At 48.5% G+C, this 12,071-nt stretch carries 7 protein-coding genes and 1 other annotated feature (1 of these 8 cut by a window edge); all 7 genes read left to right on the top strand.

What is annotated here, in order from left to right; all coding sequences use genetic code 11:
• The first annotated feature begins 4 nt into the window (after positions 1-4).
• The 7 genes from A7975_RS00655 (at position 5) to A7975_RS00685 (ending at position 11,825) form a co-directional block, all read left to right on the top strand.
• Positions 5-4,117 (top strand): DUF4855 domain-containing protein, encoded by a 4,113-nt coding sequence (locus A7975_RS00655; protein ID WP_065384768.1) that lies wholly within the window; start codon positions 5-7, stop codon positions 4,115-4,117.
• A 246-nt stretch (positions 4,118-4,363) separates the two neighbouring features.
• A complete protein-coding gene (locus A7975_RS00660) occupies positions 4,364-5,281 on the top strand; it encodes an ArsR/SmtB family transcription factor (RefSeq protein WP_065383840.1) in 918 nt (305 codons plus the stop codon).
• Positions 5,282-5,569: 288 nt separating this feature from the next.
• A complete protein-coding gene (locus tag A7975_RS00665) occupies positions 5,570-6,916 on the top strand; it encodes an ABC transporter substrate-binding protein (protein WP_082197911.1) in 1,347 nt (448 codons plus the stop codon).
• 60 nt (positions 6,917-6,976) lie between these two features.
• The gene (locus tag A7975_RS00670; protein WP_255314130.1) at positions 6,977-7,912 is read left to right on the top strand and encodes a carbohydrate ABC transporter permease; all 936 of its coding nucleotides are present in this window, start codon (positions 6,977-6,979) and stop codon (positions 7,910-7,912) included.
• Between the two features lie 12 nt (positions 7,913-7,924).
• Positions 7,925-8,767, top strand: coding sequence for a carbohydrate ABC transporter permease (locus A7975_RS00675; RefSeq protein WP_065383841.1), 843 nt, complete (start codon positions 7,925-7,927; stop codon positions 8,765-8,767).
• A gap of 7 nt (positions 8,768-8,774) precedes the next feature.
• Positions 8,775-9,770, top strand: a complete 996-nt coding sequence (locus A7975_RS00680) for a LacI family DNA-binding transcriptional regulator (RefSeq protein ID WP_065383842.1) — start codon at positions 8,775-8,777, stop codon at positions 9,768-9,770.
• A gap of 48 nt (positions 9,771-9,818) precedes the next feature.
• Positions 9,819-11,825: a glutaminase family protein gene (locus tag A7975_RS00685; protein WP_065383843.1), complete on the top strand. Its 2,007-nt coding sequence runs from the start codon at positions 9,819-9,821 to the stop codon at positions 11,823-11,825.
• 65 nt (positions 11,826-11,890) lie between these two features.
• Positions 11,891-12,071 (top strand) — a binding site (T-box leader) (it continues 84 nt past the right edge of the window).

Consider the following 12,071-nt stretch of genomic DNA (forward strand, 5'->3'; position numbering starts at 1 on the left):
ATTTATGACTTCGAATAAAAGATGGGTAGCAATCGCCTTGATTACGGCCATGATGTTCGCACTGGTTCCGTTAGCGCAAGCGGAAGAGGGACAGGGACAGTCAGCGCTGCGCAATCTTGCCGCTGGACTGAGCTATGAATGGTCGGAAGAGCCGGATGCAAAGTACCCAGATGATAACCATAAGCTAACGGACGGACAATATGGCCAATTGGATATGTCGGATCCAGCGTGGGTAGGGCATGTGAATAAGAAGACACGCGAGATCGTGTTTGATCTAGGCGAAAAAAAGTCAATCTCGAGCATTAAAGCACGCTTTCTGCAGGACTGGCCTACGGGCTCCTCGCTTGTGCCTTTAACGGTCTCGATGTATGCCTCTGATGACAAGGTAAATTGGGGAACGTTATCCCATCAATCTACGAAGCTTCTTTGGGGAGATGGACCGCCAAGGGAAGAGGTCTTCGACTGGGTTGGGAGCAGAGACGGAATCAAAAGCGGCAATTCCGGCGCAGAGATGGCGTATGCCCGTTATGTGAAAGTAACCTTTTCGATGCATACGAGAGCTTGGTCGCTTATTGATGAAGTTGAAATCTGGGGCGCAGATGGAAAGGTTGAGGGAGCGGAGCAAGTTGCCGCTGAACAGCCTGCGTTACTTGAGCCGGGAGAAGCGACAGCCGGCATTCGCAACCTAGGGCTGCTCTATAACGGGCAATACGCGAATGGCAAGGGGGATTGGTCGAAGGAAAGGATTATTCCTAATATTAGCTACGTAGATCGGACAGGTGAACCAGTAGACTGGCTGTTTGACGGGGTTCTATACTTGGGGCTAACCTCACCGGCGGGAAATGGGTATAACGGAGGCGCCAACCTGGAGGATTGGAAATGGTATTTGGATAAAACCTTTGCGGAAACGGGCGATATGCAGCAGCTAAACGAAGCGGCCATGGAAGTGGGCGCCAAGCTGAACCAGCCGGACCATAAGGTAAAGGTTGTTTTGATGATTCCAGACCCGGGGGAATATTTGAATGATTTTGGAGATGTAGACGGTGACGGCATATCGGAAAGCTTCAATGCTTCCCAAATCGGCGAAGAGGCAGCGTTTGCCAATCGAGAAAAAGCGGTTCAATGGTGGTTGAATGAAACGAAACAAAGATGGGCAGCGGAAAGCTACACTAATCTTGAGCTTGCTGGCATGTACTGGCTCGAGGAGCAAATCAGTACGAGCGCGACTGGTCCGGATTTGCTTCGTTCGGCTAGCAAGAAAGTGCATGACAGCAGCTTGAGGTTGTTCTGGATCCCGCATTTTCTGGCTTACAAGAGCCATATGTGGAAGGAAGTCGGGATAGATGCCGTAGCCTTCCAACCAAACTATTTCTTCGAGGAATTGGGCATGGAGCGTCTTGAAGACGCTTCCAATATAGCCAAGCGGTATGGCATGGGCCTTGAGCTTGAATTTGACGACAGGATGGTGAACGATGCCGTGTTCCGCGAGCGGTTTGTGGATTATTTGAACAGCGGCGTTGAAACCGGCCTTATGAAATCAGGCTTTAAAGCCTACTATCAAGGCAATAATGCGGTGACAGACACTGCGGTGAGCACGGATCCTGCAACGCGCATCTTGTACGATTGGCTGTACCAGTTTGTGAATGGCACCTATCAAGTGAACAACGCTGCCCCGCCAGAGGCAGTTGTGCAAATGAACGGACAATTGCTTCAAAGCGGAGCAGTCGTTCCGTTTACGGAATCCGTTCAGTTTGGATGGGAGGTCAAAAATGATGATGGGAGCGGATTGACGAAAGTATCCGCTGCCTTCGACGGCAAGCCTTATACGCAAGGGACCGTTATTGATCTGGCAGGAAAGCCGGGAAAACATGAGCTGACTGTTACGGTAGCAGCGGGCAAGTCTCAGAAAACTAGCTATGTGATTGAGGCAGCTACCAGCATTTCCGATATGAAAGTGTTAGTAAAACGTTTTGACGAAGATAAGCAATTCAAGAATGAGGATGCGGCTCGTTCGTTGAACAATTATTTGGAAATGGCGGCTCGCTTCAAAGGATCGGATGAGGCAAAGGCTGCCAGTTATTTGAAAGGTTTTAACGCCAAGCTGGAGCTTTTCAAAAAAGATCAACTGATCGCAGATGGGGCGTATAACACGTTAAAAGAAGGCATCTATTCCTTAATCGGGAATTTGGCGCTGAATAAAGCCGTGTCAGCATCCTCGGTGGAATCTGCCAATCTGAATTATGCAGCCGAAAAAGCGGTAGACGGATTCCCGGCTACAAGATGGTCAAGCGAAACGATTAACGATGTATCGTTCCAGATCGATCTTGGCGAAGTGAGGGAGCTAGATACGGTCAGATTCGACTGGGAATATGCCCGGGCAAAGACTTACCGATTAACCGTTTCGGACGATAAGCAAAATTGGACAAATGTGAGCAAGGAAAACGACGGAATCATTACGGCGAAGGAAGGAAGAGAAACGGTACATTTTGATCCGATCAAAGCTAGATATATTAAGTTTCAAGGAATTGAGAGAGCTACCTTTTACGGCTATTCCCTCTATGCCTTTGAGGTGTACAGCATTACGGGAGCCGAGAGTGGACCTGCGCTTGACGGAATGAAAGCTGTCGTAGACGCCGCAACAAAAAAAGTAACGATCGATGGGCTTGCCATGAACGGTGACCTTGCAAAGGTGAGCTTGAGAGTGGTTGATCCGCAGGGCAAGGATCATTATGAAGCACGGACGACTAGCACAAAGGATGGCAGCTTTCAATTCGCCTTTACGCTTACGGGCGAGAAAGAGGGCGTCTATGAGGCATATGTAACGACAGACGGTATGGGCAAGCCTGAAAAAATGACTTTTGAGTATAAGAGAGCGTCAACCGGAGTTGGAGGCGGCAACTCCGTTGTCACCGTGCCTGACTTATTCCAGCCGCAATCGGACGGCTCAGTTAAAGCAGAAATCAGCTCAAAGCTCGATTCGAGCGGAACGACGGCGATTAGTGCCGTTAGTGAGCAAGACTTGCTGAAAGCAATTGCGAAAGCGAAGGCAGATCAAAACGGCATGCAGAAGGTAAGCATGAGCGTTAAGAAAAACGGCGAGGCCGTGAAATATGCTTTGGATCTTCCCACAGCTTTGTTGTCCGAGTATCCTAAGCTTCTTCTTGAAGTGAGCTTGCCAAAAGCAACGATCTTGTTATCTGGGCAGATGCTGCCTAAATCAGCAGATCTAGGCAAAATGCTGCGCTTAATCATAGGCGAGCGGGACGGGAAATTATTGAAGCAGGACGGACGGACACTATTGGGACCGGCCATTGACCTGTCTGCGGAAATGGATGGCAAGGCTTATAGCTGGATGAATGAAAAGGCGCCGATTACCGTAACTGTTCCGTATTTGCGTTCGGACAATGAGACCGCGACAAAAATCGGTATGCTGTCCATTAACGACCAAGGGGCAGCATCAGCGATTGCGAACGCGGAATATTCCCATTCCGCGCAGCAAATCAAGTTCCAAACGGACCGAACAGGAACCTATGCGGCATATGCGGAGCTGCCTTCATCACCATTTGCAGATCTCGTCAAGTATGGATGGGCAAGAGAAGCGGTCGAACAGCTGGCTGCTTTAGGGATCGTGAAAGGCACATCGGCCACAACCTTTAGTCCAGCCGCGCAAGTAAGCAGAGCTGACTTTGTGTTAATGCTTGTCAGAGCGCTTGATCTGAAAGGAGAGGCTGCTGAGGCATGGGCAGATGTAAAGCCGCAAGATTATTATTACGAGGCTGCAGCGACAGCTAAACAATTCGGCATCGTTACCGGCACCGATGGAGAGCGATTTGCACCAAAAGCAAAGATTACTCGCCAGGATATGATTGTAATGGCTGCGCGGGCGCTGAAGGCCGCGCAAGGGAAAGAGATTAAGGGGGATTTGGCGACGCTTGACCGCTTCAAGGATGCAGACAAGGTGTCCGGTTATGCGGCACACAGCATGGCAGGCTTAATCGAACAGGGATTGATTCAAGGCGACGGAGGAATGATCAAACCGCTTAATCCTTCCACGCGTGCCGAGACAGCCGTGTTCCTGCACCGACTGATGCGGCTTTGGCAGAGTAACGAAGCGTAATCGATTTATTAGCAAGCCGATCGAATGTAAGACCGTTGGTCTTCTATTCGATCGGCTTTTTTGTTTTGAAAGGCTCTCGTAATCATTGAAATCGCGCATCGCAAAAATCGACATTGTCGAATAATGTTATGACAAAAGCCCCGATTTCCGCAAAGAAATCTGCTGCTGCAAAATGCTGGGTGAGTAGCGTATACTAATGATAATTCATGATGTAAATTGAACTGACCAAGAGGAGTGCATAGCTGTATGTTGGAGTTGTCGATCGATGAGCCGGAGCGGTTAAGAAAAGTTGCACATGCACTCGCATCGGATGTCCGCATAAACATTTTAAAGCTGCTGAATTACAAGCAGGAAAATATTATCGATCTTGCTGATAAACTGGACCTGCCCGTATCCACGGTCGCTTCGAATATCCGCGTGCTTGAGAACGCGGGCATTATTGCAACGGAGGTGCTGCCTGCTTCCCGCGGCACGATGAAGGTTTGCACACGGACGTTTGACGACATTCATATGCAATTGAATGTAAACGATGAATACAGTCCCAAATCGAGCGTCTACCAAATTGAGATGCCGGTTGGCTGTTACACGGACTGTGAAATCTACTCGACCTGCGGCTTGATCACAGAAACGGGAATCATCCAGCCCGTGGACGAGCCTTCACATTTCTATCATCCGAGCAGAATCTCGGCGCAATTGCTCTGGTTTAGCAGGGGAAACGTGGATTATAAATTCCCGCCGCTGCCCGAGACGGACGCAGACATTAAATCCATTCAATTTTCGATGGAGATATGCTCCGAAGCGCCTGATTACGATCACAATTGGCCATCGGATATTACGCTATGGATCAATAATATCGAAATCGGAACATGGACTTGTCCCGGTGATTTTGGCGATAGAAGAGGCAAGCTGAACCCGCACTGGATACCCGATAACCATACGCAATACGGGCTGCTAAAAACGTGGAAGGTTGATAATGGCGGAAGCTTCCTCGACGACGTGGAAATTTCCAAAGTGAAGCTGGACGAGCTCCAGTTGAGCCAAAATAGGTTCATCAGCTTACGGATCGGAATCAAGCAGGATGCGAAGCATATCGGCGGAATCAATTTATTCGGCAAGCAGTTCGGCGATTATAACCAAGATCTGATTATGCGGATCATCTACTGAGCGAATCTATGATTAGATCGACATAAAGAACATTGCAAAACATGTAGAATAATCGAATATTTTGTCTGCAAATTAATGGGCTGTCCTGGATAGGATGGCCTATTTTTTTGCATTCTTTTTTAAGCGCAATGGACTGGTTTTGTCATTCATTACAACAAATCGGTAATAATCAAAAAAACGAGAAAAAACTGTTGACGAATCAATTTTTCTCTTATAGAGTGTAAATCAACGTTAGGGTTAACGTTAACTTAACCGTTCGTTTCCAATTATTTTTCGAGGGGGATTTCTATGAAACGTACTAAACTGTATACAGTTGTACTGGGAATGCTGCTTGTTTTGTCATTGATGCTAAGCGCTTGTTCGTCAGGTAATGGCGGCAACGGAGGCAATGGAGGAACTACGGAGGCAACAAATGAAAGCGCTTCAAATGCACCGGAAACCGCTCCTGCTGAGAAAGTAACCATCACCTATTGGAACATGTTCGGCGGCGGAGACGGCGTGATCATGAACAGCCTCGTGAAAAAGTTCAACGATGAACATAAGGACAAGATCGAGGTGAAGGCATTAACACAGGATTGGGGCCAATTTTATACGAAGCTGCAAACGGCAGTTGCCGGCGGAAATGCGCCTGATCTTGCGATATCCCACACGTCCAAATTAAGCGAGCTAGTGGATCTGAAAATTATTGAGCCTATGAATCCTTATATCGAATCGATGGGGATTGATATAAGCGGATTCAATGAGAACATTCTGAATGCGACGGTGTTCGACGGACAGCAGTATGCATTGCCGCTTGATGCACATCCGCTCATCCTGTATTACAACAAAAAAATTCTGCGCGAGCTGAATTTGCTCGACGAGAATGAGAAACCAATGATTGAGCCTGGTCCCGAAGGATTTAAAAACTTCCTGCAAAAAATTAAAGACGGCGCTCCAAAAGGCATCGTGAATATGCTTCTCGGTTCCGCGGGTGAAGATCCATACCGGATATGGTGGGCGCTTTATAACCAGCTTGGCGGCGAAGGCATGTTCGATGAAGCCGGACAAAAGGTGACGTTTAACAACGCGCAGGGCAAGCAGGCTGCAGAATATATCAGCAGCATGTTCGAGAGCGGCTTGATCCAGCGCAACCTTCCAAAAATCGGCGAGACGTTCCAAGCTGGCAAAGGTGCCATTTTGCCGACTGGCGTATGGTTTACCAGCACGCTGGAGGCGACAGAGGGGCTTGAGTTCGGAGCCGTTCCATTCCCGCAAATCTACGACAAGCCTGCAACATGGATCGATTCCCATAACTTTATTCTGCCGATTCAGAAGAAAGGGCAAGACGAGAACAAGGTGCGAGCATCCATGACGTTTGCCAAATGGGTGACGGACAATGCGGCCGAGTGGTCCAAGGCTGGACATATTCCGCCTTCGACGACGGCTATAGAGTCGGAAGCGTTCAAAAGCTTGCCGTATCGCCAAGATTATTTGCAAGCAGCCAACGATGGCGTGTACTTGCCGAGATCTCCGAAGATGTGGCCGGCGAAAGACCAGCTCGTCCAAGCGCTCGATACGATTTGGTCCGGCAAAGCACCGGTCGATAAAGGTTTGGATTCAGCCGTACAAAGCATGGAAAAGCTTCTGAATCGATAAAAAATGCACGTGCATCGGCATTGCGGTGACGTAATGCCGATGCACGATTGGAGGTGAATCATGAATCCGGCAACGATAACGGAACCGAGTGTGGCGGATATGGCGATCGGCAAGCGAAAAAGAAAGCTGCACAACGAATTGCTGGCAACCGGTTTCCTTGCTCCCTATTTCTTTTTCTTTATTCTCTTCTCCATCGTTCCGATTTTTTACGGATTGTTCGTCAGCTTTCACGACTGGACATTGATAGGCAAGGAAGGATTTGTTGGTCTCCAAAATTACATTTACGCGCTAAAGGATTCGGATTTTTGGGCTTCCTTGTGGCATACGACCTATTTTGCCCTAATCTCCACACCGTTTTTGATCATAACGCCTTTCCTGCTTGCATTAATTCTCGATTCCAAAGTGAAAGGCAGAACCTTTCTGCGTACCGTGTTTTTTATGCCCAATGTGCTATCGGTAGCGGTAGTCAGCTTTATATGGATATTCGTCCTTGCGCCTTACTCCGGCTTGGTTAATACGGTGCTGCATAATCTCGGCATTCTCAGCCCGGAAGCGGAAATTTTCTGGTTGAACGAGCCGCATTTTGCCTGGATTTCCATCGTCATGATCACGCTATGGTGGACGCAGGGCTTTAATATGATCGTGCTGCTCGCGGGGCTGCAGGATATTCCCGTTGATCATTACGAGGCGGCTACGCTGGATGGGGCCAATGCGTGGCAAAGGCTTAAGTTTATCACTTTGCCTGCGATGCGCGGGTTAATCGTTTTAATTACGGTGCTGCAGGTTATCGCCTCCTTTAAAGTTTTCGGTCAGGTTTGGCTCGTCACGCGAGGCGGACCCGGCAATGAAACACGAACGATGATTCAGTACATTTATGAAACGGGCTTTACCGCCAACGATCTTGGATTATCGACCGCAATGTCCTTTATTTTCTTTGTTTTTCTAATTGTGCTCTCATTCGTCCAGTTTAAAGTTTTCGGCAAAAAAACGGATTAAGGGGAAGAAGAGATGAACGAATTCGCTGGCTCCAAAAAGTGGACTTTTCCGAAAATCATGTTATACGTTGCGGCTTACGGATTGGCAATCATCTTTATTGTTCCGATTATCTATATGATATTCACTTCGCTGAAGCCGCCAGGCTCCGCTATGGGGGATATGATCGACCGTTTTCTGCCCCCGTTTTCGTTTGAAAACTACGCTTATATTCTCGAGAATGCGCCGGTGATCAAGTGGACGGTCAACAGCTTGACCATCGCGGTCATCGTGCCCATTCTCAGTTTGACTATGGCGTCCTTGGCGGCGTTTGCGCTTTCCAGAATCGACTTCAGCTATAAGAAGCTGGCGTTCTGGCTCATTCTAAGCGGGATGATGATACCGGGGGAAGCGACTATCGTTTCCTTATATATGGTAGCGAACAGCTTGAACATTCTCGACTCGTATGCGGCGCTTATTCTCCCCGGCCTTGCAGGACCGCTTGGCGTCTTGATCATGAAGCAATTTTTCGATGGGATGCCGAACGAGCTGGTAGAAGCCGCCAAAATGGACGGCTGCAGCCTGTTTCGGGTTTGGTGGAATATCTTTATTCCATTATCCAAGCCGGTGTTGTCTACGCTCATGATCTTTTCATTTCTGGGCACATGGAACGATTTCCTATGGCCGTTTCTGGCTATTCAATCGGAAGACCTGTTCACGCTGCCGATCGGCATTCCGTTTTTCATGAGCTCCTATAACCAAGACGAAACATTGCCGATGACGGTTAATGCTTACGCTTCCGTTCCGATCATCATTATTTTTATCATTTTCCAAAAGTACATTGTTAAAGGCGTTACTTTGTCGGGAATTAAAGGCTAAGCGCAAAATGAAAATACGTTTGAAGGATATCGCTGCCAAAACCGGATACAGCATCAACACAGTCTCTCGGGCTTTGAAGGGAAGAGGCGATCTGACGGAAGCTACGAGACAATCCATTCTGCGCACGGCAAAGGAAATGGGGTATATCCCAAACGGCATTGCCAGTGCGCTGCGGTCTGGTTCAATGAAAACGATTGCGGTTATCATCAGCGATCTATCCAATCCTTTTTTCTCGATCATGGCGAACTTTATTGAAGAGGCGGCAAGGAAAGACGACTATGCCATATTTGTGCTGAACAGCGGCGAGAAGCAGGAGATGGAAGAGCAGGCCATCTATCTAGCGATCAACAAAGGGGTCGACGGCATCATTTTGTTCCCGGTGCAAGGCAGCTCCGGGAGCGTCACTATTTTGAAGAACGCCAACATCCCGTTTATTTTGGTGGGCAGGCACTTTGAGGACGAGCAGACCGACTACCTGATAACGGATGATGTCCGGGGAGGATACTTGGCAACCGAATACTTATTAAGCAAAGGGGCAAAGCGGATTTTGTTCTTATGCGGCCCCAGCGCCCTTTCTTGTTCGCGGGAAAGAGAGGAAGGCTATAAACAAGCGATCGCCGCTGCCGGCCTAACATTTGATTCTTCCTTAGTCGTTTATCATGAAATCACGATGGGCAATACGTATGCGTTTATGAAGGATCTCGTGCAAAGCAGGGATGATTACACAGGTATTTTCGCCTTCAGCGATCTGGTTGCATTGGAGGCCATTTATGCCATACAGGAAGCGGGAATCCGCATACCGGAGGACATTAAGGTCGTAGGCTACGATAATATCCAGTCCCAGCTGTTTTATCCCTTCCCGCTTACAACGATCAATATTGCCAAGGAAAAAATGGCGGAGCGCGCAGTCGAGATCATCCTGAGCAAGATTAAGGGAGAAGCGGAAAATGTTTTTTTTCAAGAAGTGTTTGAGACGGTATTAATTGAAAGAAAAAGCTGCTGAGCAGCTGCGGTAACACACATCATCTTTATTTAAAGGAGAACAAAAACGATGACACAACAATTTAGACCCCCAGCAGTACCTCTGGTAACAGTAGATCCTTATTTCAGCGTATGGTCTGCTGCCGATTGCCTGACCGATAAGCATACGACACATTGGACCAATAAACGCAATAGCATGTCCGGCATGGTTAGAATTGACGGCTTAACGCGGCGGTTTATGGGCATTACGGATCTTGATGAAGAAAGTGATATCCCGGAGCCGGATGCGATGAAGCAAACGAGTCTGGAAGTGACCGCGACGTCCAGCAAATACAAGTTTGTTGGAGACGGCATATTGCTTGAAGTTGATTTTACGACGCCGCTGCTGCTGGACGATCTGGATCTATTATCGCGGCCGGCTTCATACGTTACGTTCCGAGTTCAATCGATTGATGGCAAACCGCATGATGTGCAAGTGTATGCGGACATTACCGGAGAATGGTGCGTGAATACGCCGGATCAGAAAATTGTCTGGTCCCGCAATGAGATCGGCAGCGGGATCGAGGCGCTGCGCATGGGAAGCGAGCAGCAGCCGGTGCTGCAGCAGGTCGGCGATGACTTGCGCATCGATTGGGGATATGTGTACCTGGCTGCTTCCAAGTCCGAAACGACCCAAACGGCGATTCAGTCTTATAAGCTGCGCGGCCATTTTATCGAATCGGGAGCTTTAAGCTTGCAAGATGACAAACGCGAGCCGCGGGCCGTGGCAGATGATACGCCGGTTATGGCGGTGCTGTTCGATTTTGGCGCTGTAAATGAGACGGTGAAATCAGAGTACGCGGTGCTGGCTTACGACGACATTCATTCCATCGAATATTTTAACCGGCCTTTGGATGCGTACTGGCGCAGGAGCGGCATGTCATTCGAGGATATGCTTGCCGCAGCTTTCTCGCAATACGATGATATCATCGGAAAATGCGAAACGTTTGACAAGGCATTGCGGCAGGAAAGCATGGAAGCGGGCGGGTCGCAATATGCGGATATTTTGTCGCTTGCATACAGGCAGGCGATCGCGGCGCATAAGCTTGTGCTGGATGAGAACAACGAGGTACTCTTTTTGTCCAAGGAATGTTTCAGCAACGGTTGTATCGGGACGGTAGACGTCAGTTACCCGTCTATTCCATTGTTTTTGAAATTCAATCCCGAGCTCGTCAAAGGCATGATGCGGCCGATCTTCCGGTATGCGGGCAGTGAGCAATGGCATTTTGAATTTGCTCCGCACGATGTAGGCTGTTACCCGCTAGCTAACGGGCAGGTATACGGCGAGAATAAGCTCGAATATCAAATGCCGATTGAGGAATGCGGCAATATGCTTATTATGGCGGCAGCGGTTTGTTTGTCTGAACAGAACGCGGATTTTGCGGAGAACCATTGGGAGCTGTTGACGAAATGGGCGAATTATTTGATAGAAAACGGTCTCGATCCGAACAACCAGCTGTGCACGGACGATTTTGCCGGACATCTTGCCCATAATGCCAACCTGTCGGTTAAAGCGATCATCGGTATTGGAGCGTATGCCACCCTGTGCAGAATGCTCGGAAAAACAGAGGACATGTCCCGGTATTCCGTTACAGCCAAAGAAATGGCGGGGCAGTGGACTGCGATGGCGGATGCCGGCGACCATTACAAATTGACGTTCGACAGCGCGGACGATACATGGAGCTTGAAATATAATCTCGTGTGGGACCGTCTATTTGGACTTCATTTGTTTCCAAGCGACATACTGGAGAAAGAAATTCCTTATTATGCAGCCAAGCAAAATCGGTACGGCACGCCGCTCGACAGCCGAAACAGCTATACGAAGTCGGATTGGCTGGTGTGGTGCGCTTCTATGGCGGCATCCAAGGATGATTTTGCGAAAATGATCGCGCCGCTCTGGGATTCCTTGCATGAATCGCCTAGCCGAGTTCCACTCACCGATTGGTATGATACCGTCACGGGCGAGCAAGTGGGCTTTCAGAACCGGACGGTTGTCGGCGGATTTTATATCAAGCTGCTGCATCCGTTAAATGTGTAAAGTTTTCTAAATTTCAAAAAACATGTTTACCTGACGTTCGTTATTTGATAATATAATTCCAACATTCAAATGCGACGAAGAGAAAAGTAAATAAATGAATTCTTTCACAGAGAGCTCCGTTTGCTGAAAAGGAGTAAGGGTTCCTTATTGAAGAAAGTCTCAGAGCAGCACATCGGAGCCCATGATCGTTGGGGGGTGGTGTGCCAGGAGCTCCTGTTACAGAGCTAGAGTATAAGCATTGCATCG

Origin of the sequence: Bacillus sp. FJAT-26390 (genome assembly GCF_001682865.1) — a bacterium.
Taxonomy (GTDB): domain Bacteria; phylum Bacillota; class Bacilli; order Paenibacillales; family Paenibacillaceae; genus Pristimantibacillus.

Excerpts from the sequence above, each read along its gene's own strand:
- A7975_RS00655 (WP_065384768.1), top strand. The coding sequence starts at position 5 with ATGACTTCGAATAAAAGATGGGTAGCAATCGCCTTGATTACGGCCATG.
- A7975_RS00660 (WP_065383840.1), top strand. The coding sequence starts at position 4,364 with ATGTTGGAGTTGTCGATCGATGAGCCGGAGCGGTTAAGAAAAGTTGCA.
- A7975_RS00665 (WP_082197911.1), top strand. The coding sequence starts at position 5,570 with ATGAAACGTACTAAACTGTATACAGTTGTACTGGGAATGCTGCTTGTT.
- A7975_RS00670 (WP_255314130.1), top strand. The coding sequence starts at position 6,977 with ATGAATCCGGCAACGATAACGGAACCGAGTGTGGCGGATATGGCGATC.
- A7975_RS00675 (WP_065383841.1), top strand. The coding sequence starts at position 7,925 with ATGAACGAATTCGCTGGCTCCAAAAAGTGGACTTTTCCGAAAATCATG.
- A7975_RS00680 (WP_065383842.1), top strand. The coding sequence starts at position 8,775 with ATGAAAATACGTTTGAAGGATATCGCTGCCAAAACCGGATACAGCATC.
- A7975_RS00685 (WP_065383843.1), top strand. The coding sequence starts at position 9,819 with ATGACACAACAATTTAGACCCCCAGCAGTACCTCTGGTAACAGTAGAT.